This window comes from Rhodococcus sp. 05-340-2, assembly GCF_002258915.1.
In the GTDB taxonomy this organism is placed as follows: domain Bacteria; phylum Actinomycetota; class Actinomycetes; order Mycobacteriales; family Mycobacteriaceae; genus Rhodococcoides.
Map to the genome: position 1 here is coordinate 137,303 of NZ_NOYU01000042.1, position 26,884 is coordinate 164,186.

At 66.6% G+C, this 26,884-nt stretch carries 25 protein-coding genes; 6 read left to right on the plus strand and 19 right to left on the minus strand.

The genetic code is table 11. The features are described 5' to 3' along the window. Nucleotides 1–33: 33 nt before the first annotated feature. The 16 genes from CH271_RS25800 to mraZ form a co-directional block, all read right to left on the minus strand. A complete protein-coding gene (locus CH271_RS25800) occupies nt 34–681 on the minus strand; it encodes a cell division protein SepF (RefSeq protein ID WP_094635445.1) in 648 nt (215 codons plus the stop codon). Nucleotides 682–764: 83 nt separating this feature from the next. After that, on the minus strand, nt 765–1,520 hold the full coding sequence (locus CH271_RS25805; protein WP_037192800.1) for a YggS family pyridoxal phosphate-dependent enzyme: 756 nt from the start codon (nt 1,518–1,520) through the stop codon (nt 765–767). A gap of 19 nt (nt 1,521–1,539) precedes the next feature. Continuing rightward, nucleotides 1,540–2,304, minus strand: a complete 765-nt coding sequence (pgeF, locus tag CH271_RS25810; RefSeq protein ID WP_037192802.1) for a peptidoglycan editing factor PgeF — start codon at nt 2,302–2,304, stop codon at nt 1,540–1,542. Then, complete coding sequence (gene ftsZ / locus CH271_RS25815) at nt 2,301–3,575, minus strand: cell division protein FtsZ (protein WP_037192804.1); 1,275 nt, start codon at nt 3,573–3,575, stop codon at nt 2,301–2,303. Before ftsZ ends, pgeF begins: the two co-directional genes overlap by 4 nt. Before the next feature lie 172 nt (nt 3,576–3,747). After that, a complete protein-coding gene (locus tag CH271_RS25820; RefSeq protein ID WP_082323732.1) occupies nt 3,748–4,542 on the minus strand; it encodes a cell division protein FtsQ/DivIB in 795 nt (264 codons plus the stop codon). Beyond that, nucleotides 4,539–6,044: a UDP-N-acetylmuramate--L-alanine ligase gene (murC, locus tag CH271_RS25825; protein ID WP_094635446.1), complete on the minus strand. Its 1,506-nt coding sequence runs from the start codon at nt 6,042–6,044 to the stop codon at nt 4,539–4,541. Before murC ends, CH271_RS25820 begins: the two co-directional genes overlap by 4 nt. Before the next feature lie 63 nt (nt 6,045–6,107). Beyond that, on the minus strand, nt 6,108–7,250 hold the full coding sequence (gene murG / locus CH271_RS25830; RefSeq protein WP_218828501.1) for an undecaprenyldiphospho-muramoylpentapeptide beta-N-acetylglucosaminyltransferase: 1,143 nt from the start codon (nt 7,248–7,250) through the stop codon (nt 6,108–6,110). Beyond that, a complete protein-coding gene (ftsW, locus tag CH271_RS25835; RefSeq protein ID WP_256986559.1) occupies nt 7,247–8,884 on the minus strand; it encodes a putative lipid II flippase FtsW in 1,638 nt (545 codons plus the stop codon). Before ftsW ends, murG begins: the two co-directional genes overlap by 4 nt. Beyond that, nucleotides 8,881–10,353 carry a UDP-N-acetylmuramoyl-L-alanine--D-glutamate ligase gene (gene murD, locus CH271_RS25840; RefSeq protein WP_094635447.1) on the minus strand — a complete coding sequence of 491 codons (1,473 nt, stop codon included), beginning with the start codon at nt 10,351–10,353 and terminating at the stop codon, nt 8,881–8,883. The genes ftsW and murD overlap by 4 nt, the downstream gene beginning before the upstream one ends. A 3-nt stretch (nt 10,354–10,356) precedes the next feature. Next, a complete protein-coding gene (gene mraY / locus CH271_RS25845) occupies nt 10,357–11,442 on the minus strand; it encodes a phospho-N-acetylmuramoyl-pentapeptide-transferase (RefSeq protein ID WP_032394385.1) in 1,086 nt (361 codons plus the stop codon). After that, nucleotides 11,439–12,947 (minus strand): UDP-N-acetylmuramoyl-tripeptide--D-alanyl-D-alanine ligase, encoded by a 1,509-nt coding sequence (locus CH271_RS25850; protein WP_094635448.1) that lies wholly within the window; start codon nt 12,945–12,947, stop codon nt 11,439–11,441. Before CH271_RS25850 ends, mraY begins: the two co-directional genes overlap by 4 nt. Next, complete coding sequence (locus CH271_RS25855; protein ID WP_094635646.1) at nt 12,944–14,545, minus strand: UDP-N-acetylmuramoyl-L-alanyl-D-glutamate--2,6-diaminopimelate ligase; 1,602 nt, start codon at nt 14,543–14,545, stop codon at nt 12,944–12,946. The genes CH271_RS25850 and CH271_RS25855 overlap by 4 nt, the downstream gene beginning before the upstream one ends. Nucleotides 14,546–14,703: 158 nt before the next feature. Further along, nucleotides 14,704–16,560 carry a peptidoglycan D,D-transpeptidase FtsI family protein gene (locus CH271_RS25860; protein WP_094635449.1) on the minus strand — a complete coding sequence of 619 codons (1,857 nt, stop codon included), beginning with the start codon at nt 16,558–16,560 and terminating at the stop codon, nt 14,704–14,706. Next, nucleotides 16,557–17,354, minus strand: a complete 798-nt coding sequence (locus tag CH271_RS25865; RefSeq protein ID WP_373453560.1) for a hypothetical protein — start codon at nt 17,352–17,354, stop codon at nt 16,557–16,559. The genes CH271_RS25860 and CH271_RS25865 overlap by 4 nt, the downstream gene beginning before the upstream one ends. Next, nucleotides 17,351–18,382 carry a 16S rRNA (cytosine(1402)-N(4))-methyltransferase RsmH gene (rsmH, locus tag CH271_RS25870; RefSeq protein ID WP_037192814.1) on the minus strand — a complete coding sequence of 344 codons (1,032 nt, stop codon included), beginning with the start codon at nt 18,380–18,382 and terminating at the stop codon, nt 17,351–17,353. The genes CH271_RS25865 and rsmH overlap by 4 nt, the downstream gene beginning before the upstream one ends. Before the next feature lie 220 nt (nt 18,383–18,602). After that, a complete protein-coding gene (gene mraZ, locus CH271_RS25875) occupies nt 18,603–19,034 on the minus strand; it encodes a division/cell wall cluster transcriptional repressor MraZ (RefSeq protein ID WP_027497352.1) in 432 nt (143 codons plus the stop codon). A gap of 92 nt (nt 19,035–19,126) precedes the next feature. On the opposite strand from mraZ, the gene CH271_RS25880 reads away from it, so the two are divergent. Continuing rightward, complete coding sequence (locus CH271_RS25880; protein ID WP_094635450.1) at nt 19,127–19,504, plus strand: hypothetical protein; 378 nt, start codon at nt 19,127–19,129, stop codon at nt 19,502–19,504. 43 nt (nt 19,505–19,547) lie between these two features. Here CH271_RS25880 and CH271_RS25885 read toward each other — a convergent pair whose 3' ends face one another. After that, on the minus strand, nt 19,548–19,985 hold the full coding sequence (locus CH271_RS25885) for a DUF3040 domain-containing protein (protein ID WP_037192817.1): 438 nt from the start codon (nt 19,983–19,985) through the stop codon (nt 19,548–19,550). 227 nt (nt 19,986–20,212) lie between these two features. Continuing rightward, nucleotides 20,213–20,668 carry an SAV_6107 family HEPN domain-containing protein gene (locus CH271_RS25890; protein ID WP_094635451.1) on the minus strand — a complete coding sequence of 152 codons (456 nt, stop codon included), beginning with the start codon at nt 20,666–20,668 and terminating at the stop codon, nt 20,213–20,215. Between the two features lie 196 nt (nt 20,669–20,864). On the opposite strand from CH271_RS25890, the gene CH271_RS25895 reads away from it, so the two are divergent. The 5 genes from CH271_RS25895 to CH271_RS25915 are packed head-to-tail and all read left to right on the plus strand — an operon-like array spanning nt 20,865 to nt 25,900. Further along, on the plus strand, nt 20,865–21,482 hold the full coding sequence (locus tag CH271_RS25895; RefSeq protein WP_037192822.1) for a GNAT family N-acetyltransferase: 618 nt from the start codon (nt 20,865–20,867) through the stop codon (nt 21,480–21,482). 4 nt (nt 21,483–21,486) lie between these two features. Beyond that, nucleotides 21,487–23,094 (plus strand): phytoene desaturase family protein, encoded by a 1,608-nt coding sequence (locus CH271_RS25900; RefSeq protein WP_082323733.1) that lies wholly within the window; start codon nt 21,487–21,489, stop codon nt 23,092–23,094. After that, nucleotides 23,091–23,951, plus strand: coding sequence for a carotenoid biosynthesis protein (locus CH271_RS25905; RefSeq protein ID WP_094635452.1), 861 nt, complete (start codon nt 23,091–23,093; stop codon nt 23,949–23,951). The genes CH271_RS25900 and CH271_RS25905 overlap by 4 nt, the downstream gene beginning before the upstream one ends. 27 nt (nt 23,952–23,978) lie before the next feature. Then, nucleotides 23,979–24,734: an LppM family (lipo)protein gene (locus CH271_RS25910; RefSeq protein ID WP_179274618.1), complete on the plus strand. Its 756-nt coding sequence runs from the start codon at nt 23,979–23,981 to the stop codon at nt 24,732–24,734. Further along, nucleotides 24,731–25,900: a glycosyltransferase gene (locus CH271_RS25915; protein WP_256986560.1), complete on the plus strand. Its 1,170-nt coding sequence runs from the start codon at nt 24,731–24,733 to the stop codon at nt 25,898–25,900. The genes CH271_RS25910 and CH271_RS25915 overlap by 4 nt, the downstream gene beginning before the upstream one ends. A gap of 6 nt (nt 25,901–25,906) precedes the next feature. Here CH271_RS25915 and metF read toward each other — a convergent pair whose 3' ends face one another. Continuing rightward, complete coding sequence (gene metF / locus CH271_RS25920; RefSeq protein ID WP_037192830.1) at nt 25,907–26,833, minus strand: methylenetetrahydrofolate reductase [NAD(P)H]; 927 nt, start codon at nt 26,831–26,833, stop codon at nt 25,907–25,909. Between the last annotated feature and the right edge of the window lie 51 nt (nt 26,834–26,884).

A 26,884-nucleotide genomic window follows, 5' to 3' on the forward strand; every position in this document is an offset into this window, starting at 1 on the left:
AGCCCTGTACTACCACCCCGAACAGTGAATCTCTCACTGCTGACTGTAGAAACCGGTCTCGGCGATCCGCCTGCGCTCCTGCGGCGAGACGTCGACGTCGGCGGGCGAGAGCAGGAAGACCTTCGTCGCCACCTTGTCGAAGGAACCGCGCAGTGCAAAAGCGAGCCCGGCAGCGAAATCCACCAGACGCTTGGCGTCCGCGTTGCTCATCTCGACCAGGTCCATGATGACCGGAGTGCCGTCGCGGAAGCGCTCACCGATGGTGCGTGCCTCGCTGTAGTCGCGCGGTCGCAACGTGGTGATCTTCGAGAGCGGGCCACCGTCGTCCACGATCGGGCTACGTCGGGTCTCCGCGCGCACGTCCATCCGAGTGTCCATCGCGAGCGCTCCCCTGGTTGCCGCACCTCGCGTGGTCGGTGCCACGCCACGTCCTCGTCCACCGATCGGTGCCAGCGTGGCCGCCGGGCGCGGTGCCTCGTAATCGTCGTAGTCGTCCTCGACCTGCGAGTGCCGAGATCCACCGAACGACGGCTTCACGAACTCGCGCTCGTCCATGTCGTCGTAGCTGTCGCGACCACCACGGGAGCTGCGTCGCGTGTCCGGATCGTCGAGGTAGTCGTCCTCGTAGTCGGCGAGCGGAACCATGCCGAAGTACGCCTTGAACTTGTGCAGGGTGCTCATCGTTCTGCCTTCCGTGGCGGTGTGTCTACTGTCCATCTCCAGGTTCGCAAGTGTCTGTTGTGACTGATGTGATCCATGGACTGTTATTGCGAGGTTATCGGCCGCGCGCCGAGTATTGCGGTACCGACACGCACGCACGTCGATCCGTGCCGCACAGCAGCTTCCAGGTCTCCGGTCATGCCTGCGGACAGCTCGAGCGCTCCTGGATGGTCGGCCGACAGCCGGCGATGCAGACTCTCGAGGTCGGCGAATGCGGCGTCCGGATCGGCATCGAGCGGCGGCACCGCCATCAACCCGGCGAGACGCAATCCGGACGCATTCGACACCGCGTCCGCGAGCTCGCGCAGTTCGTCGCGTTCGACGCCTCCGCGGTGCACATCCCCGTCGAGACTGACCTGAACGATCACGTCGAGTTCGGTCCGACGCACGCCCTCGTCCAGTGCCGCCGTCGTCGCCTTGGACAGTGCGGCCACCAACCGCGCACTGTCCACCGAATGAATGGAGTGCGCCCAGGCGGCCACCGACTTCGCCTTGTTTCGCTGCAGGTGACCGATCATGTGCCACCGAGGCGGATCACCGCGGAAAGCCTCGGCGGTCTCGGCGACCTTGGGCGACGCGTCCTGCTCCCGGGACTCTCCGAAATCGCGACACCCGAGGTCATACAGGATCCGTACGTCCGAGGCAGGGAAGAACTTGGTCACCGGCAGCAGAGCCACGTCGGCAGGCGACCGGCCTGCATCGACACAGGCGCGATGAAGCCGCTCGCGCACCGACGTCAACGCCGTCTCGATCTCTCGCGCCCGGTCCGTGCCCGAACCGCTGTCGGTGGGTTCGCTCATGACAACCTTCTCTGCCGATTCACCGATCGGCCGTTTCCGGCCGATCTCCTGCGGATGTGTCCATCCAGACGACACTGGCAATGCGGCCGGTCGACCCTTCGCGACGGTGGCTGAACAAGGCCCGGTCCTCGATGGTGCACCGCGGATCCTGCGCCACCCCGGACACTCCCGCAGCGAGCAGTTGAGTGCGGATACCGGCGGGAATGTCGAGCCCCGGCGTACGGCGGACCGTCGTCGTCGCGCTGCCCGGGAGATGTTTGTCGACGTCCGCTCGCATGGACGCGGGCACCTCGTACTGCCGACCGCTCGCGGCCGGACCCAGAAATGCGCCGATCCGCGACGGGACAGCACCGAGTTCGACCATCGCGGCCAACACCCGAGGAACGATGCCGATGCGGGCACCGACCCGTCCGGCATGCACGGCGGCGATCACCCCGGCCTCCTCGTCGGAGAGCAGGACCGGCACGCAGTCGGCAGTGAGCACCACCAAACCGAGGTCACGTTGCGTCGTCACCAACGCATCGGTCATCGGTACCGGCTCGGACACCGGACCGTCGACCACCGTGACAGTGCGTCCGTGGACCTGCTCCATGAAGACGAGCCGTTCGAGTCCCATGCCCAATCGGTCACCCAGGCGTCGACGGTTGGCCTCCACCGCAGCGGGGTCGTCACCGACGTGGTCGCCGAGATTGAACGTGTCGAACGGCGGTACCGAGACGCCGCCCTCCCGCGTCGTCGAGACGCGTCGGACACGAAACGGACCGGCGGATGCGGTGTCACTCACCGCCGCATGAAGGACGGCACATCGACTTCGTCTTCGCCCTCGTCCTCGGCGATCGGCACGCGACGGCCGGACCCGACGGATTCGCGGCCCTGGCCGGCCGAGTCACGGCCGTGACCGGCTGCGGATTCGCGGCTCGACGATTCGCGGTTGGACGAGCTCGACGAGTTCAGCGGCGGCAGACTGCTACCACTCGGTGCGCCGACCGGATCGCGGAACACAGCACCGTCGGAACTGTCGCTCGACCTGGAGGACACCTCGCCCGAGCGAGCAGATCCGATCGGGCCACGCGTGGAGGCAGCCGCTTCGACCGGACGTCGGGTCGGAGTTCCGCCGTCGAAGCCCGCGGCGATGACGGTCACGCGGACCTCGTCGCCGAGGGAGTCGTCGATGACGGTGCCGAAGATGATGTTGGCGTCGATGTGTGCGGCTTCCTGCACCAGCGAGGCGGCCTCGTTGATCTCGAACAGACCGAGGTCGGATCCACCGGCGATGGAGAGCAGCACACCGCGTGCACCTTCCATCGAGGCTTCGAGCAGCGGCGAGTTGATCGCCGACTCGGCTGCCTTGATGGCTCGACCCTCACCGCGTGAGGATCCGATACCCATCAATGCGCTGCCTGCCCCGGACATGACGCCCTTGACGTCGGCGAAGTCGACGTTGATCAGGCCGGGAGTGGTGATCAGGTCGGTGATGCCCTGGACGCCGTTGAGCAGTACCTCGTCGGCGCTGCGGAATGCGTCCATGAGGCTCACGGCCGCGTCGCCGAGCTGGAGAAGTCGATCGTTGGGGATCACGATGAGCGTGTCGCAGGACTCACGGAGCTGCTGTATTCCGGTGTCGGCCTGTCCACCGCGCCGCTTGCCCTCGAACGAGAACGGCCGGGTGACGACACCGACGGTCAGCGCACCGAGCTTGCGAGCGATGTTGGCGACGACGGGAGCACCACCGGTTCCGGTGCCACCACCCTCGCCCGCGGTGACGAACACCATGTCGGCACCCTTGAGCACCTCTTCGATCTCGTCCTTGTGATCGTCCGCTGCGCGGCGGCCGACCTCCGGGTCGGCACCTGCGCCGAGTCCGCGAGTCAGTTCGCGACCCACGTCGAGCTTGACGTCTGCGTCACTCATCAGCAAGGCCTGAGCGTCGGTGTTGACCGCGATGAACTCGACTCCCTTGAGTCCCTGTTCGATCATGCGGTTGACCGCGTTCACGCCGCCGCCGCCGATGCCGACGACCTTGATTACGGCGAGGTAGTTGTGCGGGGGCGTCATGGGCTCTCGCCTTCCGTGGATTGTTGCGTGAAATGTGGAAAACCCTCAACCTAAACCACAGGCTTAGAGTTATGTCAAGTACTGAACTGGTCGAAACGCTATTCATCGCCGACGACTATCGCCATTAGGCGCGCCGACGCCGCGCGAGAAATTCCCGTCACGCGCGTCGAAACTATTTGGTGGTGGGCAGATCCGGACTCGACACGTCGAAGATCTGCCCGGGCTGGGACAGCAACGCGATCGCAACTGCGGCCTTGCGTTCCGAGTCGTCCTTGCTGCCCCACACCACGGTGCGCCCGTCGAGCAGCAGAATCGAGATGTCGGACAACGTGCTCGCCCGCACCTCTCCCGCCTGATCGCGCAGCAGCGGTGGCAACGTATCGAGAACCGCGAGTGCATCTTCGGTCACCGGATCACCGAACACCGGGTTGTCGGTCACCAGACGAACCACTCCGGGCGGTGGTGGCGCGATCGCAAAATCGACGCCGGTGGAGTCGAGGAGATGGGTGCCATCCGGAGAATCGAAGAACGCCACCGGAACTCGCTCCTCGACCGTCACCTGAACGGTGGACGGATACTTCCGCTGCACGCGAACCGTGGCCAGTGCCGGAATCGTCGCCACCCGCTGCGCCGCGGCCGCCGTGTCCACCCGAACCAGCGGAAGGCCGACGGGGACGTCGAGCCGTTCCAGGATCTCCTCCTCGGACACCGACGATGCCCCCGCGACCGCAATGGTGCGAACGGACAGCAACGGTGTGAAGTACACCAGCACAGCTGATCCCACCACGACGACCACCACGGCCAGCGCGATGAGCAGGGCCTTGCGCCGCGACCGCTTCACCCGGGCGCGCTCTTCTTCCCGCGCCAGAGCGCGAGCCTGCTTGTCGGTGACCGCGGACGGCGAATCACCCTCTCCTGCAGCTGTTCCCGACCTCGAAGAACGGACTCGATCGGAGCGGCGGGTCACGTCGACGGCCGATCCTTCGGTACGCCGCGGCCGGTCGCAGCACCGAAATCGGTCTTCGAGCGAAGCGCATCCAGAATCGGTCCGCCGAGCATCGTCACGTCGCCTGCGCCCATGGTGATGACGACATCGCCGGGCATACTCAGATGGGCGACCTGCTTGGCCACCAACGACAGATCCGGCTGGTAGTTCACCGGCTTGGTGACCGACGCGGCAACCAGCGCCCCCGTCACACCGGGCAACGGTTCCTCGCGCGCGCCGTAGACGTCGAGCACGACGATCTCGTCGGCCAACGACAATGCGGCACCGAACTCCTCGGCGAACGTCGCGGTCCGCGAGTACAGGTGCGGCTGAAACACCACCACCACCCGTCCCTGCTCGAGACCCGAACGGTCCTGGCCCGCCACGAGAGCCTGCGCGGCCGTCAACACCGCACGCACCTCGGTCGGGTGGTGCGCGTAGTCGTCGAACACGCGGACGCCGTGCTCACGCCCGGTGAACTGGAAGCGCCGGTGGACTCCGCCGAAACCGGTGAGCCCGGCCAGCAATTCCTCGACACCGGCACCGACCTGACGCGCCGCGACGAACGCCGCCAGCGCGTTGAGGGCGGTGTGGCGTCCCGGAACACCGAGCCGAACGGTGCGCGCCGCGTCCTCGCCTGCGATCTGCAACTGCGCGACACCGCCGATGTCCTCGGGCTCCCACGCCAGCAGTCGAACGGCCATCTCGACCGGCCCCGCGTCGACGTCCGAGGACCCGTATCCCAGCACCTTCACTCCGGGAAGGTTCCGCTCGACCACGCGTCGAGCCAGCGCGGCCGAACCGGGATCGTCCATACAGGCCACGAGCACACCGCCCGGACCGAGCAGCGCGGCGAAATCGTCGAACACCTGAACGTAGGCGTCGGTGGTGCCGAAGTAGTCCAGATGGTCGGCCTCGATGTTGGTCACGATGATGACGTTGGCCGTGTACTGCAGCAGCGAGCCGTCACTCTCGTCCGCCTCGGCCACGAACACGTCGCCGCTGCCGTGGTGGGCGTTGGTCCCGGCCTCGTTGAGTTCTCCCCCGACGGCGAACGACGGATCGAACCCGCAGTGCTGGAGGGCGACGACCAACATCGAGGTCGTCGACGTCTTCCCGTGCGTACCCGAGACCAACAACGTGCGGTATCCCTGCATGAGAGAAGACAGCACGGCCGGCCGCAGCACCACCGGGATTCCGCGTTCCCGAGCTTCGACGAGTTCGGGATTGGACTGGGGAATTGCGGCGTGGGTCGTCACCACCACGGTGGGTCCGCCGTCGATCATGTCCAGAGCGCTGGCGTCGTGACCGATGCGGACCTGGGCACCGCGTGCGCGCAGTGCCAGCACGCCGCGCGATTCCTTGGCATCCGAACCCGACACCTGTCCCCCGCGAGCCAGCAGGATCCGCGCGATGCCGGACATTCCGGCACCACCGATGCCCACCATGTGTACTCGTTCGAGCTCTGCCGGCAGATCCGACATCGCACCCTCAGTTGTCACGCGGACGTCTCCCTCGTTCTCTTCTCATGCTCGACGCCGCCGAGCTCAGCGCCGCGCCGCGTGCGCGGTGTCGAGCACGATCTGCGCGACGGCAGCTGCTGCGCCCTTGTGCCCGGCACCGGCGGCGGCACGAGACATGGTGGCAATTCGTTCGGTGTCGGCCAGCAGCGCGACCACCGTCTCGCTCACGTACTGCTCGGTCAGTGTCGCATCGGATACCAGGATGCCACCTCCGGCGTCGACCACCGGACGGGCGTTGAGTTCCTGCTCGCCGTTGCCGTGCGGCAGGGGTACGTAGACGGCAGGCAACCCGGTCGCGGAAACCTCGGCGACCGTCATCGCACCGGACCGGCAGATCGCGAGGTCCGCGGCCGCATACGCCAGATCCATTCGGTCGATGTACGGACGCGCCACGTACGGCGCGTCCGGATTGCGCTGCTCGACGTCGAGCGAGTTCTTGGGACCGTGAGCGTGCAGGACCGAGATGCCGGCGTCGGCGAGGGCCGCCGCGGCTCCGGACACCGCATCGTTGAGCGATCGGGCCCCCTGCGAGCCGCCGAACACCAGCAGCACCGGGCCTTTCTCGGGCAGACCGAAGTGCGCACGAGCTTCCGCGCGAACCGCGGCCCGGTCGAGTTCGGTGATGGTGGGACGCACGGGAATTCCGATCACATCCGCGTCGACGGCACCGCGTGCGGCGATACCCGAGCCCGCAACCGCGGCGAGCACCCGCTGGGCCGACCGGGCACCGACCTTGTTGGCGATGCCCGCTCGCGCGTTGGCCTCGTGAATGACCACCGGAATTCGGCCGCCGCGGCCGAACAGGCGACCGCGGGCAGCGAGATAGGCAGGCAACGCGACATAGCCGCCGAATCCGACGAGTACGTCGGCCTCGACGGCCGCGAAGATCTCTCGGGTGCGGCGCACCGATCGCACGACGCGCAGCGGCAACTTGAGCAGGTCGACGGTGGGCTTACGGGGCAGCGGAACGGGTGGAATGAGTTCGAGCGCGTACCCGCGAGCCGGGACGAGCGTCGTCTCCAGACCACGGCTACTGCCGAGAGCGGTCACGGTCACGGTGGGGTCGAGGACACGCAAGGCATCGGCCACAGCGAGCGCGGGCTCGATGTGCCCGGCCGTTCCGCCCCCGGCAACCACTACGGAAATCGGTCGAGATGTCTGCTTCACCGTCGATATCCTCGCTCACCCGAGCGGACGGGCGGGCGACCGGGTTGTGGTTCCGGCCGCGGACGGTATGCCGATCGCGATCCGGCGGCGGGCTCTCGCCGGACGGGCTCGCCACGACGGGGGTTGCCGCGGGACGAATCGCCCCGGTACGCAGCCGATGTGGGCGCCATCGTGTCGGTCCGTGAGCTGGAGACTCGAGTGCGGGTGCGACCGGACTCGGTTGCCCTCGCTGCGCGACCGGGCTCGGCTGCCCTCGCTGCGCGACCGGGCTCGGCTGCCCTCGCTGCGCGACCGTCCTTGCCCTGGCCCTTACGGGACTCGAGACGCTTGCGATCCTGCGCCGCCAGCGTGGGGCGAGTGGACTTCGACCGTGCCATCGCGGCTCGCTTGGGCGAGAACACGGCGGGCAGCGGCAGCTTCAGGGCTCGCGCGATACGGCCTTCCTGCCCCGCGTGCAGGGCTGCGATCGCCTCCGGTTCGTGCCGGGCGGCGCTCGCGATGATGCCGAACATCAACAGCGTGATCGCGGTCGAAGTGCCACCGTAGGAGACCAACGGCAGCTGTAGGCCGGTCACCGGCAGCAGCCCGACCACGTAGCCGATGTTGATCATGGCCTGGCCGAACACCCAGCACGTGGCACCTGCGGTCAGTAGGCGCAGGAACGGATCGACCGAACGCATGGCGATACGCAGGCCGGTGTAGACGAAGAGACCGAACAATCCGATGACTGCGAGGCAGCCGATCATCCCGAGTTCCTCGCCGATGATGGCGAAGATGAAGTCGTTGTGCGCGTTGGGCAGGTAACTCCACTTCGCGCGGCTCTGCCCGAGTCCGCGACCGAACATTCCGCCGTCGGCCAGTGAGTATTTCGCCTGGGTCGACTGATACGACAGGCCCTGGGTGTCCTCACCCGGATTCAGCCAGGCCTTGACGCGATTGGATCGGTAACCGGCGGTGAACGCGAGCACGGTTGCCAGCGCCAGACCGGTCATCAGCACCGCACCGAACAGCCGAGCGTTGAGGCCGGCGAACCACAGCAGCGCCACCAGGATGATGCCGAGGGCGATGGCAGTACTGAGGTTCGGCTGGAGCACGACGAGCAGACACATCAGCAGACCCGCAGGAAGCAGCGGCACCAGCAGCGACTTGATGTTGCCGTGCTCGCTGCGACGCGAGGCCAGCAGGTGCGCGCCCCACAGAACCAGCGCGACCTTGGCCAGCTCGGACGGCTGGAAGGACACGACGCCGAAGTCGAACCAGCGGCGCGCACCTTGACGTTCGGCACCGATACCGGGAATGAGCACCAGCATCAACATGGTGATCGAGACCAGGAACAGCGGAAACGACAGCTTCCTGAGGTACCGAACCGGCAGCCGGAGAGCGACGTAGAACGCCACGACTCCCAGCGCGACACCGATCAGCTGCTGGGTGAACAGCGCGTACCCGGACTCGTCGGCTGCGAAGGATTCGGCGGAAGACGCCGACAGCACCATCACCAGGCCCAACACCGTGAGCAGTACTGCGATCGTGACGATGAGGTGGAAGGACGCGAGCGGCCTGCCGAACCACAGGCCGATTCGGGTGCGTGGAGCGGCGGTGCGGCGAGGCGGACGCGGCGGATGACCGGCGGTCACGATCGCGGCGATCCGATGTCGGTGGCATCGAGGCGCTGGACCGACTCGGCGAAGCTGCGGCCGCGGTGGCCGTAGTCGACGAACATGTCCAGTGACGCGGCGGCCGGGGCCAGCAGGACCGTATCCCCCGGCGCGGCGAGTTCGGCCGCATGGGCCACAACCGCCCGCATCACCGCATCAGCATCTTCAGCACCATGAGTCACACCAGCATCGTCTCCCGAAGGGAGCCTGACGACCGGAACATCGGGCGCGTGTCGCGCCAAAGCCTCTGCGATCTGCATCCCATCGCGCCCGAGAACGACCGCGGCCACGAGCCGATCGGCGATCTCGACCACCAGATCGTCGATCACCGCACCCTTCAACAGCCCACCCGCGATCCACACGACGCGATCGTGCGCAGAAATCGAGGAGCGAGCAGCGTGCGGGTTCGTTGCCTTCGAATCGTCGATGAACGTCACCCCGCCGAGCTCGCGCACCACCGCAGCACGATGCGGTCCCACTCGGTAGGTCTGCAGCCCTACCCGAACAGCTCCGGCCTCCACTCCGATCGAACGAGCCAGCGCGCCTGCCGCGAGCGCATCGAGAACGCCGGACGGGCCGCTCGGCTCCACGTCGTCCGCAGCGAGAAGATCGACGTCCTCCCCGAAGGCGTTGTCCACGAGCATCCCCGCCCGCACTCCCAGCTCACCCGAGGCCGGCTCACCCAAGCGGAAACCGACGACGGTCGCCGCCGCAGACCCGGCCGCCAGGCTCGCCGCCCTGGAGTCGTCGAGACCGACCACCGCGACATCGCCGCTCAACGCACGAGCCTTGGCCTGGACGTACCGATCCATACCGCCGTGCCAATCGAGATGGTCCTCGGCGATGTTGAGCACCACGCCCGCCGCCGGACGCACCGACGGAGCCCAGAACAACTGGAACGACGACAACTCCACCGCAAGCACACTCGGATGTGGGGTACCGCGCAACGCGTCGGCGATGGGGAGTCCGATGTTGCCGCAGGCGACCGACTCGATGCCTGCGGCGTCGAGTATCGACGCCAGCATCGAGGTGGTGGTCGTCTTTCCGTTGGTGCCGGTGACCACCAGCCAGCGAGTTCGCGGTCCGTACAGCTCGACCCGGTCCACGTGCCAGGACAACTCGACATCGCCCCACACCGGAATGCCCTGCTTCGTGGCAGCGGCCAACACCGGAGAGTCGGGTCGAAACCCTGGACTGGTGACGACGAGCGAAAACGCTGCGAGCGCCGCTGGATCGGCGAGCAGGTCGTCCTGCAGCACCACCGCAGCACCGGAGTTCGACGCCTCGTCCAGCGCGGCACGATTGGAGTCGGTGACCGTGACGACGGCACCGAGATCGAGCAGTGGTCGCACGACGGCGAGTCCCGAGATGCGGGCACCGGTCACCAGCACCGCACTGCCACGCAACCAGGTCAGGCCGGTCCGAGAGTCGTGCACGAGTTCGTCCATGCTCTATCCGCCGACAGCAGCGAGATACTCGCTGTAGAACAGAGCGAGTCCGACGGCCGACGCGATGGCGGCCAACAACCAGAACCGGATGATCACCGTCGTCTCGGCCCATCCGGCCAACTCGAAGTGATGATGGAACGGTGCCATGCGGAACACGCGTCGGCGACTGGACCGGAACACCGCGACCTGGATGACGACCGACGCGGCCTCGGCGACGAACAGTGCACCGATGACCACCATGATCAGCTCGGTCTTGGTCACCACCGACAGGCCTGCGATCAGACCGCCGAGGGCCAGTGAACCGGTGTCGCCCATGAAGATCTTGGCCGGCGCGGCGTTCCACCACAGGAAGCCGATGCAGGCTCCCGCTGCCGAGGCGCAGACCAGGGCCAGGTCGAGGGGATCTCGGACGTCGTAGCAGCCGGGGGCAGGACCGGCGGGCCCAGCACACGCCTGGCGGTACTGCCAGAAAGTGATGACGGTGTAAGCACCGAGCACCAGCGTCATCGACCCGGCGGCGAGGCCGTCGAGTCCGTCGGTGAGGTTGACCGAGTTGGACCACGCGATCACGAGCAGGCAGACGAAGAACACGAAGACCACCGCGGACATCGACCACGTGGCGATGTCGCGAACGTACGACAGTTGGGTGCTGCCCGGAGTGAGCCCGCTCTCGCTGCGGAACTGCAACACCAGGATCGCGAACAGCACGGCAGCCGTTATCTGACCGACGTACTTGCCGGTGGCGTTCAGACCCAGGTTGCGCTGCTTGCGGATCTTGATGAAGTCGTCGAGAAATCCGACGAGACCGAGCACCGTGGTCAGGCCGAGAACGAGCAGGGCCGAGGCCGAAGGACCGTCCGCGTCGTAGCCGATGCCGATCAGATGCGAGCCCCAGTACCCGGCCCAGATGCCGACCAGAATTGCGACGCCGCCCATTGTCGGTGTGCCCCGCTTGGACTGGTGACTCGCCGGGCCCTCCACCCGGATCTCCTGGCCGAAGCCCTGTTTCGAGAAGGTCTTGATCAGGACCGGGGTCAGCAGAATCGCGACCGCGAGTGCGATGCCTCCGGCGAACAGGATCTGCCTCACTGCTCACCCTCCGCAGCGACACCGGAGGCATCGGCCAGCAGAGCGTCTGCGACGGTCCACATCGCCCCGGACTGCGAGGCCTTCACCAGCACGATGTCGCCGGGACGAACCTCCTCCTGCAGCACTTCGATCGCCGATTCACGGTCGGGCACCAGCATCGATTCCTCGCCCCACGAACCTTCCATGACTGCACCCTGATGCAGCGCACGAGTAGGACGTCCCGAGTCGACGATGATCAGACGATCGACGTCGAGGCGGACGGCGAGCCGGCCGATCGCGTCGTGCTCGACCACCGAGTCCGAACCCAGTTCGCCCATCTCCCCGAGCACCGCCCAGCTGCGGCGTTTCGGTCCGTCGTCGCGACGCGACATCGACACCAGCGCCTTGAGTGCAGCGCGCATCGAATCGGGGTTGGCGTTGTACGAATCGTTGACGACGGTGACGCCGTCGGCGCGGGTGCGCACGTCCATCCGCCTGATCGACGTCGGTGCGGCCGTCCCGAGCGCCTGAGCAACCTGCGTCAGCGTTGCTCCACACTCGAGTGCGACGGCCGCTGCCGCGAGGGCGTTGCCGACCTGATGCTCACCGTGCACCGCCAGCGTAATCGGTACCGAACCCGCTGCGCATTCGAGCGTGAACGACGCCCGGGCGTCGGTGTCGACCTGCACGTCGAGCGCCCTGATGTCGGCATCTGCGTTGCGTCCCACCGTGACGACGGATGCCGTTGTGCGGGTGGCCATCTCGGCGACGAGCCGGTCATCGATGTTGAGGATCGCCACTCCCCCGTCGGCAGCACTCGGCAGTGCTTCGACCAGTTCGCCCTTCGCCAGTGCGATGGCCGCGCGCGAGCCGAACTCGCCCAGGTGCGCGGTGCCGACGTTGAGGACCACCCCGATCCTGGGCGGTGCGAGCGTGGCGAGTTCGGCGATGTGGCCGATTCCCCTGGCGGACAACTCGAGACAGAGGAAATCGGTCTCGGCATCGGCTCGCAGCGCCGTCCACGGATGTCCCAATTCGTTGTTGAACGATCCGGGCGGTGCCACCACCGAGCCCAGGGGCTCGAGAACCGCAGAGATCAGATCCTTGGTGGAGGTCTTCCCCGAGGATCCCGTCACGCCGACGACGGTCAGGCCGTGTTCGGCGGTCAACTCGAGCACCGAAGCCCGGGCCAGAGCGCCCAGTGCGGTCAACACTGCCGAACCGGAGCCGTCGGGGTCGTTCTCGAGCGCCATCGCACGACTGTCGTGCGGAACCGGATGCACGACCACGGCCGGTACACCCACCGGACGCGCAGCCAGCACCAGGGCCGCACCGGCGGCAACCGCGTCGGCGGCGTGGTCGTGACCGTCCACCTTCGCTCCGGGGAGGGCGAGGAAGATACTGCCGGGGGTCACCTTGCGGGAGTCGAACTCCACCGGCCCCGGCACCACGACGGTCGGATCCGGCACGTCGTGCACCGTGCCTCCGACGATCTCGGCGATGCGGTCGATCGAGAGTGGGATCACCGTACGCCCGCGCTCGTGCCGACCCGACGCGCATCGATGGCCGAGGCCAGTACCACTCGGTCGTCGAACGGATGCTTCACACCCGCTACCTCTTGGCCGGTCTCGTGCCCTTTACCTGCGATCAACACAACATCCCCTTCACGTGCCCACGCCACGGCCTGCTCGATCGCCGCTGCGCGGCCTGCCACGTTCCGTACTTCACCGCGGGCCTCGTCGGGCACCGACAGCGCGCCGTCCTCGACGGCCTGCCGAATGGCGGCCGGATCCTCGCTGCGCGGGTTGTCGTCCGTCACCAGCAGCAGCTCGGCACCGCGCGCTCCAGCAGCGCCCATCAGCGGACGCTTCGCAGTGTCGCGGTCGCCACCTGCTCCGAGCACAACCGCTATCCGTCCGCGCGAGGATTCGCGCAGCGTCGCCAGCACGGCCTCGACGGCCGCAGGCTTGTGCGCGTAGTCGACCACCGCGAGGAAGTTCTGTCCACGATCGATCCGTTGCACGCGACCCGGCACGTCGACCGTCGCGACCCCGGCCACAGCGCTGCGCACATCGGCCCCGGCCGCAGCGCAGGTCGCCAACGCGAGGACGGTGTTGGCGACGTTGTAGCGACCCGGCAACCGGACCGAGACCGGAAGCGAAGCCCCCTGCGGATCGGCGACGGTGAACGACTGCGTGCCGTCGTCGTGCTTGGCCCAGTCCGAGACCGTCCACTGCGACTCGGCACCGGTCGACGCGGTCACCACGGTGGACCCGGCCGATCGAGCGATGTCTGCCATCCGTACGCCCCACGCGTCGTCGACACAGACGACAGCGGTGTCGGCACGAACCGCCGAGTCGGCCGCGAACAGGCGACTCTTGGCCGAGAAGTAGTCCTCCAGAGAATCGTGGAAATCGAGGTGGTCCTGCGAAAGATTGGTGAACGCACCGATCGCGAAACGGGTGCCGTCGACCCGGCCGAGGGACAACGCGTGCGAGGACACCTCCATCACCACCGTGTCGACACCCTCCTCCACCATGACGGCGAAGAGCGCGTGCAGTTGCGGAGCCTCGGGAGTGGTGAGCGCGCTCGGTACGTGCCGGCCGAGAACACGTGTCTCGATGGTCCCGATCAGACCGCACCGACTACCGGCAGCGGTCAGGCCGGCTTCGAGCAGATACGACGTCGTCGTCTTTCCCGACGTACCGGTGATACCGATGACGGTCATCTTCGACGACGGGTTGCCGTACACCAGAGCGGAGATCGCCCCCAACACCTGGCGCGGACGTTCGTGCACGAGCACCGGAAGCTGTCGATCCGTGCCTGCGAGCGCTCCCCGCACGATCTCGAGTCCGGCCGGGTCGGTGAACACCGCCACCGCACCACGCTCGATCGCGTCGGCGACGAACTCGGCACCGTGTCGAGAAGATCCGGGCAGTGCTGCGAAGAGATCGCCGGGAAGAACGGACTGTGCTCGCAGATCGATACCGGTCACGCTCACACCGGCGGGGTCGCCCTCGCCGATCGTTGCACCGACCGCGGACGCCACCTCCCGAACTTCGGTGTGTGGTGGATGCGCCGGACGTGAACCCGGAGCCGGTTGTGAATCCGATGACACAGTCACTCCTGCTCCCTTCCTCTCTACTGCCGGCCGCGCGCCTGCCGCGGCTCGATCACGCCGCGGCGACAGCCGAACGAACACGGACGAGCCGATGTGTCAGATTACCGGCGTCCGGGACAGTCATGTCGCCGCCCCGACTCCCGAACCGGCGGGTCGGAATCTCAGTCCGCCTGCAGAACCAGCTTGGGTCCGGGGTCGGCGGACATCGGCACGCTGTCCCGCTGCAGCATCCAGCTGGCGATGTTGTGGAACAGCGGTGCTGCCGACTGACCGCCCGAACCGTCCGCGCTGCGCGTCGGGGCGTCGAGCATGATTCCGATCACGTAGCGGGGATCGTCCGCGGGCGCGATACCGGCGAAAGTGATCCAGTAGTTCGAGTTCGAGTAGCACTTGCACTCGGGGTCGACCTGCTGAGCCGTACCTGTCTTGCCACTGATCTGGTAACCCTCGACGCCCGCAGCGACTCCGGTACCGCGCTGATTTCCGGTGTCGTCCTGGGTGACGGATCGGAACATGTTCCGGACCGTCTTCGCGGTATCGGGACTGACCACGTACACACCGTCGGGCTGTTGGGTCTCGGTTCGCTGACCGTTGGCGTCCACCGTCGCTTCGACGATCCGCGGCGGGATGCGGACTCCGTCGTTGGCGATGGCCTGGTACATCCCGGTCATCTGCAACAGCGTCATGGACAGTCCCTGACCGATGGGGAGGTTGGCGAACGTGCCGCCCGACCACTGATCACGGCTCGGTACGTTTCCCGCGCTCTCGCCGGGCAGACCGACGTCGCTGCGTTGGCCGAGGCCGAACCTGGTGAGCATGTCTGCGTAGCGATCCTCCCCGACGCGCTGCGCCAGCATGAGGGTGCCGACGTTCGACGACTTACCGAACACACCGGTCGACGTGTACGGCGCGACGCCGTGGTCCCACGCATCCTTGACCGACACGCCGGACATGAAGATGCTGCCCGGTACCTGCAGCACCTCGTCGGGTGTGGTGAGTCCGTACTCGATGGCTGCGGCCGCGGTGATGATCTTGTTCACCGAACCGGGTTCGAACGGCGTGGTGACGGACAGATTGCCCATTTCCTTGGTGCGCTCGTTGTTGCCGACCCCGATACCGGGGTTGAAGGTGTTGTCGTTCGACATGGCGAGCACCTCGCCGGTGTGCGAATCCTGCACGTACGCCGAGGCGTTCTTCGCTCCCGACAGGTCCTTCGCCAGCTGCACCTGCTGCTGCACGTAGTACTGCAGATCTGCATCGATGGTCAGTTCGACGCTCGAACCGTTCACGGCCGGCTGCTTGTCCCGCCAGCTTCCGGGAATGACGGCGCCGTCGGATCCGCGGTCGTAGGTCTGCGAACCGTCGGTTCCGGCCAGGGTCGCGTCGAGCGAATCCTCCAGACCGAGCAGACCGTGTCCGTCCCATCCGGTGGCACCGACGATGTTCCCGGCCAGCGATCCGCCCGGGTACTCACGGATGTCCTGACGCTCGAGTCCTACCTGCTTGAAATCCTTGCTGATCTTCGACGCCACGGTGGCGTCCACCCCGCGGGCGAGGTAGGTGAATTCGTCGTTGCTCTTCAGCTTCGCGAGCAGGTCCTTCTCGCTGATCACATCGCCGAGGTCGCTGTGGATGCGCGCGGCGATGTCCTCGAGGTACTGATCCGTCTCCGGTTCGGTCGGGTCCTTCGCCCGGGCCTCGTCGAGTTCCTTGCGAACCCGAACCGGTTGGAACGTCAGCGCTTTGGCCTCCATCGTGAAGGCGATCGGGTTGCCGTTCCGGTCCAGGATGGATCCACGCATCGCCGGATCGACGAGCGTGGTGGTGCGTTGGGACGCCGACTCGGCCGACAGCCTCGGCGCGTCGAATCCCTGAATCCACAGCAACTGGGCCGCCGCGACGGCGAGCGCCAGGTACATCAGAACGCGGCCGGTGCCGTGGCGAAACCGAAAGGTGGACGAGTCGAGACGCTTTCGGCTCGGCGGCCGACGGCGTGGAGCAGGCGAAGGCCTGGTCACTGCCCGTCACCCGATGCTTCGCCGGTGGGCTCAGGGGCTTCGACCGCAGGTGTTTCGAGCGAGGGGATGCTCATGGGAACCAATTGTTCAGCAAGCGCGGTGTTTCCAGCTCCATTGCTTGTATTCGGCGTGGCGGCACGGGTGTCGATCGTTCCCGACGTCCGATTGGGCTGCGAGGCGCTTCTCGGCGTCTGCTGCTGCTGCTGTGACTGTGTGCTCGGATTCGCGACGGTGCCCTCGCCTGCGGCCGCGGGCGATACCGGATCGAGTGGTGCCACCGGTGCACCGTCGGCCGGAGCCGGGGTACCGACGACCTGGACGCCGCCGTCCGGCGCGACGATGAGATGCGCAGAGTTCTTCACCGGGACCATTCCGAGCTCGGCGGCCTTGCGCGCCAACTCCGGAGCCGACTCCGCCAACTCGACATCACGCTGCAGCGACGCCCGCTGCTGAGCCAGTTCGGCATTGACGGCCTTGGCGGCGCTGAGATCGTAGGAGTCGCCCGCGGACCGAGTGGTCAGCAGCAACGTCAGAACGAGACCGATGGCGAGCAGGCCGATGATCAAGGCGACGAACGGAATTCGCGCTGCGATAGCGCTCCCGTTCAACGAAGGCCGCGCACCGGTTCCGGATCCACGCGCAGAATCCGAGGTGTGGATCGACGCGCGCTGTTGCCTGCGCTCGTATGCGCGCAGTGCAGCACCGGATCGTCCACCGCCCTTACCCGTACGTTCGTGCCGCGGCGCTGGAACCCGATTGCGTTGTGTTCCAACGGTTGTGCCTGGAACCGTCATTCCGCTCTCCTTGCAATCCGTTCGGCGGCGCGCAATCTCACCGGAGCCGAACGTGGGTTGACGTCGATTTCTGCATCCGAGGCACGCTCGGCACCTCTGGTCAGGAGCCGAAACTCCGGACCCATTCCGGGTAGCTCGACCGGCAGCCCCTCGGGACTGCGCGACTTGATCCGAGGTGCCAACTCCTGCTTGACAACTCGATCTTCGAGCGATTGATACGACATGAAGACCACCCGGCCGCCGACAGCCAACGCGTCGAGCCCGGCAGGGACCGCCGCCTTCAACGAATCCAGTTCACCGTTGACCTCGATGCGCAGTGCTTGGAAGGTGCGCTTGGCAGGGTGTCCGCCGGTGCGCCGCGTCGCGGCCGGGATTGCGGCATAGAGCAATTCGACCAACGGGCCGCTCGTGGTGAAGGGCGTGTGCTCTCGTCGACGCAGTACAGCCGAGGCGATCTTGCCGGCGAATCGTTCCTCGCCGTAGGTGCTGAGAACCCGGGCGATGTCGCCGTGCGAGTACGTGTTGAGCACGTCTGCGGCGGTGATTCCCACGGTCGGATTCATTCGCATGTCCAGTGGGGCGTCGACGGAGTACGCGAATCCGCGATCGGACTCGTCCAACTGCATGGACGACACTCCGAGGTCGAACAGGATGGCGTGAACGGAGTCGACCGCAGGCAGGCCTGCCTCGTCGAGCGCGTCGGCGATGCCGTCGTAGGTCGTGTGCACCAACGTGATTCGGTCGGCGAACGGAGCCAACCGGGCTCCGGCCAGCTCGAGCGCGTCGGGGTCCCGGTCGAGTCCGATGAGATGCAGGTGCGGATAGGTCCGCAGGAAGTGCTCGGCGTGACCGCCGAGTCCGAGGGTTGCGTCGATCATGACTCGGGTGTCGCCGGTGGATTCGAGTGCGGGTCCGAGCAATTCGTCGGCTCGTTCGAGTCGAACCGGAACGTGGACCGGACCTGCGGATCGACGGTGGGTTCGGTCGGCGGACGACTCGTTGTCGTCCGGTCCGGTGCCCTCCGTCATGGTTCCTCCCGGTCGCGCGTACGTACTTCTCGCCCGGGTCCGGGCCGTGCGGGTCGCCCACCGAAGCCGATGCGAATGCATCGAGGTCCCTGTCCGATAGGGAACCTGGCGTTGGGGAAGAACGTCAGGGTCCTGATCTGCGAAACCTGGCGTTGGGGAAGAACGTCAGGGTTCTGATCGGGCAGAGGCCTCGCTGCACTCGCAGGCGACCTGGTTGGGGCTACAAGATCCCTCCGAGGGACTCGTCGAAAGCGTCGGAGAAATCCTGCTCGTTCTCAGCGGAGTAGCGCGCCCACGCTTCGTCGTTCCAGATTTCGATGAAGTCCATCGAACCGATCACCACGCAGTTTCGTTCGAGCCCCGCATAGCGGCGATGCTCGGGACTGATGGTGATACGACCCTGTCCGTCCGGCCGCTGTTCGTCGGTTCCCGAAAAGAACTGACGAACGTAGGCACGGGCTTTGGGGTTGGCACGAGAAGCCGCCGTCAATTTCCGTGAGCGCTCTGCGAAGTCCGCTGCGGTGTAGACAGCGAGGCTGAAATCCTGCCCCTTGCTCACCATGACTCCTCCTGCAAGCGCGTCCCGAAACTTGGCCGGCAACGTGAGTCGACCTTTGTCGTCGAGCTTCGGCGTGTAGGTACCGAGAAACACTCGCCACCTCCAGCCTCGACTCTCCGCTGCGGACCACTTTACCCCACTCTCCCCCACTTCGAACCATCCACGGCCGGAAAACTTTGACCGAAATGACATTCATGCAGCTCAGCATGCACAAGATCGGTGTCGTCGGCCGCGAGGCCGCGGGCGACATCGCCGGTTCGATTCGGGAGCGACAGCGCTCGAGTCCATCGTTGAAGCCGCCTGACCAGCACCTCGACATCGGGCGTGGTGAACGAACGCAGATCTCGATCCTCCAGTGGGGCTCGAGTGGGGAGAAGTGGGGACTGTGGGTGAAAGTGGGGGATGTCGGGGAGGCATCCCAGAACTCCCGTGCGCGGGGACGGCCGAGCCGGCCCTCGACGCGAAGCGGAGGGCTACGGGCGATTCGGCGGCGTCCGTCCGAGGGCAGAAACGACAACAGCACCTCACCCGAAGGTGAGATGCTGTTCTACGTTGACGCGTGAAGTTGTGGAGACGAGCCGGTAGCGGTCCGTCGAACCCGTTCGACTACTCCTGCTCGAACCTCTTACGGAACCGATCTTCCATGCGAGAGCTGAAGCTGCCGCCCTTGCGACCACCCTTCGATTTCTGCCCGGTACTACGCCCGGACGGTTCGGCAGCATCGTTGGCTGTGCTGCCTTCGTCCTGCGACGCTGCGGCTCCCTTGTTGGAACCGCCGAACAGGAACAGTGCCCCGGCACCGAACATGAACAAAAAACCGATGAGACTGACGACGAGAAAAGCCAGACTGTTCGTCGACAATGCAACACCGGCGACGAGCAACACGAGTCCCACTACGAACAGCGCGGCAGCCTGAAAGCGCCTCCTGCTCGACGCCGCGCGTACGCGACCGCCCCTCACATGAGACGCGAATTTGGGATCCTCGGCGTAGAGAGCGCTCTCGATCTGATCGAGCATGCGCTGCTCGTGCTCGGAGAGTGGCACGGTACCTCCCCCTGCACAGATATTGAAGGTCATTTCGGTTGCGAAACGACGGGAAGCTGACCTTGGCGGCTACCTGCTGTCGATGATACGAGCTGAATCGGCCGCTTACCACCTACTCGGTCGATGTGTTCCTGAGAAACACCGAAGTTTTGGAGACGGACGTCCCGAAAACTCCGAGCGAACACCGTATGACGTGGCGATTGTCACCCGGCGTCCAGCTCGGTGAGCTACGCCGACAAGGGTGCAGTCATCGGATCGACGGACGCGAATCGAGCCTGCCCGCCGAGTCGATCCTCGACCGAGTTCAGAAAACGACCGACGTGCCGATGAAAATCGTCGGCATCGAGATCGGCGATCGTGCTCGACGCGCCGGCCTCGACCGCGGCCCGAGTGGCCGAGAAGGACGCGAAATAGTCGGCCCAGACAGCGAGATCCGGTGCCGCCTTGGCCATCAGCACCCATGCACTGCGTGAACGGGGACGTGCTCCGATCGAATTCGGCAGCGACGCCAGCACAGCTGCCGCACCTTTCAACGCGGCGGCGTAGCTCCCGAGAAATCGATCTCCGGCAACGCTCTCCCCGATGGACTCGGACAGCAGCGCATCGGCTCGACCCAGCAGAACCTGAGCCTGACGCGACACCGGCGACCGCACTCCGGCATCGAATGCCTTCGTGATCGTCATACTCGAACACCTCCAGTTCGAATCTCCGGCGCGTACCTGACGCGGCCGGAACCGTGGCGAAGCCTTACAGTCGAACTCCGGAGAATCCGTCTCGACGATCCGAGCCGAAGCCACCGGCGCACTCGGCCCCGATTGTCGAACACCCGTTCGACACATTCAATATAGCTGTGCCCACCGACAAGTTGCCGAAGAAAGGTTGAGAACAGTCGTCACCGATGCGCAGACAACGCCGTACCTGGTCGATCTGACGCCCCCGGAATTCCGCCAGCGGCTGTTCGAGGCACTGTCCATCTATGTCGAGGCCATGGGCTATCCGCGTGGAACCGAACAGAGCAGGGCACCGATGTGGAGCGAACATCTGCACCGGCCGGGCTGGCGAGCAGTCGGTGCACTGCTCCCGAACACCGACCCGAACCAGCCGGATTCGCTGGTGGCCGTCGCATACGGCTACCACGGTGCCGCGCACCAGTGGTGGCATCAGCAGGTGCGCGACGGCTTGCGGCGCACGGGGCATTCCCCGCACAGTGTCGAGGCCACGCTCGACGATTACTTCGAACTCACCGAGTTGCACGTCCTCCCGAGCGCTCAGGGCCACGGGCTCGGCGGACGACTGTGCAGCCGACTGCTGGGCGGCGTCTCCGCGGACAACGTGATGTTGTCCACACCGGAGGTCGCGGGAGAGGACAACCGAGCTTGGCGGCTGTACCGGCGGCTCGGGTTCGAGGACGTGCTGCGCGACTTCACCTTCGCCGGCGACCGACGCCCCTTCGCAGTCCTGGGCCGCCGGTTGCCTCTCGACGGGCCAGTAGCCTGAAGGCGTGATCGATGCTGTGGTGGTGGGCTCCGGCCACAATGCCCTGACCTCTGCCTGTTATCTGACCGATGCCGGTATGTCGGTGGAGGTTCTCGAGCGCGACACCGTCGCGGGCGGCGCGGTCTCGACGGTGGAACGCTTTCCCGGCCACCGTGTCGACCGCGGTTCGTCGGCGCACATCATGATTCGTCACACCGGCATCATCGAGGAGCTCGGACTCGCCGAGTTCGGACTGCGCTACATCGACTGCGATCCCTGGGCCTTCGCGCCGGGAGCCGTCGACACCGACGAACGCGGCATCGTCTTCCATCGCGACCTCGACCGAACCTGCGACTCCATCGCCGCCGCCTGCGGCGCAGCCGACGCGCGCGCCTACCGCACCTTCGTCTCCGTCTGGGGCCCTCGCAGCGAACGCACCATGCGTGCCTTCGGTGGGCCACCGACCGGCCCGAAACTGCTCCGATCCTTCTGGGGCCTCGGCGCGCCCGACGGCGGCAGCATGCTGTCGCGTGAATTTCTCGCCACCGGCGATTCCCTGCTGGACGAGATGTTCTCGAGCGAACGACTCAAAGCCGCCCTCGCGTGGTTCGGCGCGCAGTCGGGTCCGCCGATGTCCGAGCCGGGCACCGCACCGATGGTCGGATTCGCTGCCCTCATGCACACCCTTCCGCCGGGCCGCGCGGTCGGCGGCAGCGGCGCACTGACCGAGGCGATGATCGCTCGGCTGCAGCGCGACGGTGCCGAACTGACACTCGGCGACGCCGTGACCTCGCTCGTACGCCGGCCACACGGCTGGACCACCAGGACCGCGTCGGGACGGGAGATCGACAGCCGTGTAGTCGTGGCGGGCTGCCACATCGTGACCACCCTCGACCTCCTCGAAGCAGGCGGACACGACTCGGCGCAGATCGCCCGGTGGCGCAGCACGATTCGGGTGGGGCCCGGGATCGGTACCGCGGTCAGACTGGCCACCGACGCCCTACCGGCGTACCCGAGTGCGGACCGGATCGAGGACGGCACCCACGGTCTGGCGCTGCTGGTACGCGACCGCAGCCAGTTGCGGTTGGCGCACGGGCACGCGCTCGCCGGCGACCTGCCGCCCACCCCGGCTGTCCTGGGAATGTCGTTCAGCGCACTCGATCCCACCATCGCGCCGCCGGGACAGCACCAGATCTCACTGTGGTCGCAGTGGCATCCCCACACCCTCGCCGACGGCAGACAATGGCGATCGAACGTTCCGGGCGAGCGCTCGTTGGCCGAGTTCGAGGCGGACCGGATCGTGGCCGAACTGGATCGGTACGCACCCGGTTTCGCGGGATCGGTGTTGGATCGGTTCGTTCAATCGCCGCCGGACATCGAGCGTGAGCTCGGTCTGATCGGAGGCAACATCATGCACCTGGACATGTCGTTGGACCAGATGATGATGTGGCGACCACACCCTCAACTGGCCGGACATCGGGTCCCCGGTGCCGACGGGCTCTATCTCACCGGCGCATCGACCCACCCCGGCGGAGGGGTCACTGCGGCCAGTGGTCGGTCGGCGGCGCGAATCGCGATCGCCGACGCCCGCGCAGCCCGCCGTCGCACGTTCTTCGGAAGGAAACGGGAATGAAGGTTGTGCCGATCGTCGTGGCTGCCGCCGCTGTCGGCTGCCAGATCGTCTATCCACTGGTATCGGGATCGACAAGGGACGTGGTGACGGTGGCGGTGGTGGCCCTGCTCGCGCTCGCGTCGATCCTGCACGCGGCGCTGAACCGCGGCGTCGTGTGGGCCACCATTCTCGTCGTCGTGACCGCAGGTACCGGGTTCGCGTCCGAGCTCGTCGGCACGGCAACCGGCATCCCGTTCGGCGAGTACTTCTACGCGCAGAATCGATTGGGCCCGAGCCTGTTCGAGGTGCCGGTCGTGGTTCCGTTGGCGTGGACGGCCGGGTTCTACCCGATCTGGTGCGCCGTGACCTTCGTCGTTCGCCGTCTCGACACGACGCAGGCGCGCGCCACCGCACTCCGAATCGTGGCAGTGGCGGTGGGGATGGTCGGCTGGGACCTCTACCTCGATCCTCAGATGGTCACCGACGGACAGTGGACCTGGACCGCCGGTTCCGTCGGGCTGCCCGGAGTGCCGTCGATTCCGCTGACCAACTACCTCGGCTGGCTGGTGGTGGCCACGCTGATGGCTGCGGTGATGGAATCGCTCGACCGCGCCGTCGGTCGCCCACAGCCATCCGACGACACGGTGCCCATCGGGTTGTTCCTGTGGACGTGGCTCGGATCGGCGCTCGCGCACGCGGTGTTCCTCGACGGTCCGGAACTTCGGTACTCGGCGGTGTACGGGTTCGTCGTCATGGGCGTCGTCGGTATCCCGCTGTTGTGGAATGTCCGGCTGTCATGGAATGCCCGTCGCGGTCGACCACTCGGGTCCGAGCCGCGTGCGGCCGTCGATCGCTCCGGTACCGACACGCCTCGCTGACAACCCCTGCCGACTGACATCACCTCGATGCCCTGGCACGATGTCGCTGTGCAGTCGACATCGCGAACATCTCATCGAACCCACCGCCGCCGTGTTCTCTCGGTGGTCGCACTGGCGCTGCTGGTCGCGCCGATGCTGGCCGGTTGCCTGCGCGTGCAGGTCACGATGGGCGTGTCGGCGAACGACCGCGTCGCGGGTCAGATCGTGGCTGCCACAGTGCCGACATCGGACTCCGACACCGGTCCCGAACTGGTGGTTCCCTCCTCGATCGAGGACAAGGTTCGCGTCGAGCCGTACAGCCAGGACGGATACGTCGGGTCGCAGGCCATCTTCGACGATCTCTCGTTCGGCGACGTGCAGACCCTCGGCTCGATCTTCCAGAACGCGGCCGGTTCGTTCCAGCTGACGCTGCAGCGCTCCGGTGACACGGTCACTCTGGCAGGCAACGCCGATCTGTCCTCCGTTCCGGCTCAAGGTTCGGACGTACGGTTCACCATCGCGTTCCCGGCCCGCATCGGCACCACCAACGGCACCCGCGAGAGCGACAACTCGATCTCGTGGAAGTTGCCGGCAGGCGAGGTCACCTCGATGCGCGCCGAGGTCAACTATCCCGATCCCAACACCCGAAGCTTCGCCGGCTGGGCCGGCATCGTGGGCGGCGTGACCGTCGGCGTCGCGGCCATCGTCGGGGCCATGGCCTGGGTCTCGCGCAATCCACCGCTGCGGGTCCGCGGGGCACGCGGTACCGAGTCCGGAAGCTCCACCGACAGAACGTCTGCGTGAAGGACGGCTTGCTCGCGCGCACGACGGCGACCGCAAGCGTTCTCGCAACGGCGTCGGCCGCGGTGTCCGTGTTCAACTCGCGGTTCATGCCGAGCCTGCGCTCCCCGAAGCAGGCTGTCACCGAGCGCGTCGTGGTCTGCATTCCCGCCCGTAACGAGGTCGCGACGCTGCCTGCGCTGATCGGCGATCTCGCGCGGCAACGATCGTGCACTGATCTGCGAGTCATCGTTCTCGACGACGACTCGACCGACGGAACGGCGGCCGCTGCCCGTGCGGCTGCGGACGGCGATCCGAGGATTCGCATCGTGACCTCCGGTGTCGCTCCCCCGGCCGGCTGGACCGGCAAGGCAGCTGCGTGCGCCGAACTCGCGAGGCTGGTCGACGAGGACGACCCGGTGACGTCGCTGATCGTGTTCATCGATGCCGATGTGCGACTCGAACCGGAGGCCGTGGCGGCAGCCGCCCGGATGCTGCGAAGGCGTGGCGCTTCCCTGCTGTGCCCGTGGCCGGAGCAACTGGCCGAGAGCACCGTCGAGCGACTCGTCCAGCCATTGCTTGCATGGTCGTGGATGTCCACGCTCCCCGTCCTTCTGGGCAACGCGACGCTCGCACCGTCGATGGCGGTCGCCTGCGGGCAGTTCATGGCTTTCGATGCCGCCGCCTATCGCGCCATCGGGGGCCACGGTTGCGTCGCCGAGAGCGCGACCGAGGACCTCGATCTGGCACGTGCTCTGCGTCGGCGTGGATTCTCGACGGCGGTGGCGTCGGGTGCGGGGTTCGTCCGCTGCCGGATGTATCGATCGGCGGCAGAACTTCGATCCGGCTACAGCAGGTGGCTGTGGAACGAGTTCGGTGGACCGGCAGGTTCGGCTGCGGCTGCCCTGGCACTGACCGCCGTGTACGTGTTGCCCCCGATCACGGCGCTCACGTCCTCGGGTCGCGCGCGTCGCCTCGGATTCGCCGGGTACCTCGCCGGAACGGTGTCTCGGTTGTCGACCCGGCGGCGCGAGGTGGGGTCGCGGTTCGGGGTGGGCGACGCACTCGACGCGGCACTGCACCCGGTGTCGATTCTCGCGTTCGTCGGACTCGTCGCGGAATCCCACGTGCGCAGGCGTCGTGGCGCGCTGTCGTGGAAGTCGCGCCCGATGCCCGCGCCGCAGCCCTGACCCGTCTCACACTCGCGCGGCCGCAAGCCCCAGGTTGCTCAGCACCTCACGCGTCGCGCGCGCGAAGTTCAGGGTGATGAAGTGCAATCCGGGCGCGCCCTCGGAGATCAGGCGCTCACCGATGTTCGTGGCGAGTTCGATGCCCACCTCGCGGACGGCGGCGCGGTCCTCCTCAGGACCGGATCCGGCGGCGCGAGTGAACTTCTCGTCCAGGTGCGACGGGAGCGTCGTGCCCGAGAGCTCGAGCATCCGACGAACCGACCGAAGCGAGGTGATGGGCATGATCTCGGGAATGATCGGTTTGGCACCCTGCTCGGCGTCGAACGCGCACACGCGATCCCGTAGGCGCAGGTAGTCGTCCACATCGAAGAACATCTGGGTGATCGAGTACTCAGCACCCGCCCGCAACTTGCCGACCAGGCAGCGAGTGTCCTGCTCGAGGTCGGCAGCACGGTGGTGCCCTTCGGGGAACGACGCAACGCCGACGTGGAAGTCGCCGAGATCGCGTACCAGCCGGACGAGCTCCTCCGCGTACTCGACTCCGTCCGGATGCTTCTCCCAGTCACCGAGTGGATCTCCGGGGGGATCTCCGCGCAGTACGAGAATGTTGGTGATGCCGCGGTCCGCGTAGGACCCGACCATCGATCGCAACTCGTCCACGCTGTGCGAGACAGCAGTGAGATGCGCCACAGGAAGCAGGGTGGTCTCCTCGGCGATCTGCCCGGTGACGCGCACCGTGCGATCGCGGGTCGAACCGCCTGCGCCGTAGGTCATCGACACGAATGCCGGCTGAAGTTGTTCGAACTCACGAACCGCCCGCCACAGCCTGGCCTCGGCGGCCTCGTCTCGTGGAGGCGAGAACTCCACCGAGAACGGGATCCTGGCCTCGGGTTCTGTCCGTAGTCGGTCGACGATGGACGGTGTCCTCGTCACGAATCCTCGACTCGACCGCCCCCTGACGGAATCTTCGCTCACCCGAAGATC

Bases quoted from the DNA above. Each gene is read 5' to 3' on its own strand.
- ftsZ (WP_037192804.1), bottom strand. From the start codon at position 3,575: ATGACGCCCCCGCACAACTACCTCGCCGTAATCAAGGTCGTCGGCATC.
- CH271_RS25880 (WP_094635450.1), top strand. From the start codon at position 19,127: ATGACATTCATGCAGCTCAGCATGCACAAGATCGGTGTCGTCGGCCGC.
- CH271_RS25800 (WP_094635445.1), bottom strand. From the start codon at position 681: ATGAGCACCCTGCACAAGTTCAAGGCGTACTTCGGCATGGTTCCGCTC.
- CH271_RS25890 (WP_094635451.1), bottom strand. From the start codon at position 20,668: ATGACGATCACGAAGGCATTCGATGCCGGAGTGCGGTCGCCGGTGTCG.
- murD (WP_094635447.1), bottom strand. From the start codon at position 10,353: ATGGACGAACTCGTGCACGACTCTCGGACCGGCCTGACCTGGTTGCGT.
- CH271_RS25905 (WP_094635452.1), top strand. From the start codon at position 23,091: ATGAAGGTTGTGCCGATCGTCGTGGCTGCCGCCGCTGTCGGCTGCCAG.
- CH271_RS25910 (WP_179274618.1), top strand. From the start codon at position 23,979: ATGCCCTGGCACGATGTCGCTGTGCAGTCGACATCGCGAACATCTCAT.
- CH271_RS25805 (WP_037192800.1), bottom strand. From the start codon at position 1,520: ATGAGCGAACCCACCGACAGCGGTTCGGGCACGGACCGGGCGCGAGAG.
- rsmH (WP_037192814.1), bottom strand. From the start codon at position 18,382: ATGACGGAGGGCACCGGACCGGACGACAACGAGTCGTCCGCCGACCGA.
- CH271_RS25865 (WP_373453560.1), bottom strand. From the start codon at position 17,354: ATGACGGTTCCAGGCACAACCGTTGGAACACAACGCAATCGGGTTCCA.
- murC (WP_094635446.1), bottom strand. From the start codon at position 6,044: ATGTCGGATCTGCCGGCAGAGCTCGAACGAGTACACATGGTGGGCATC.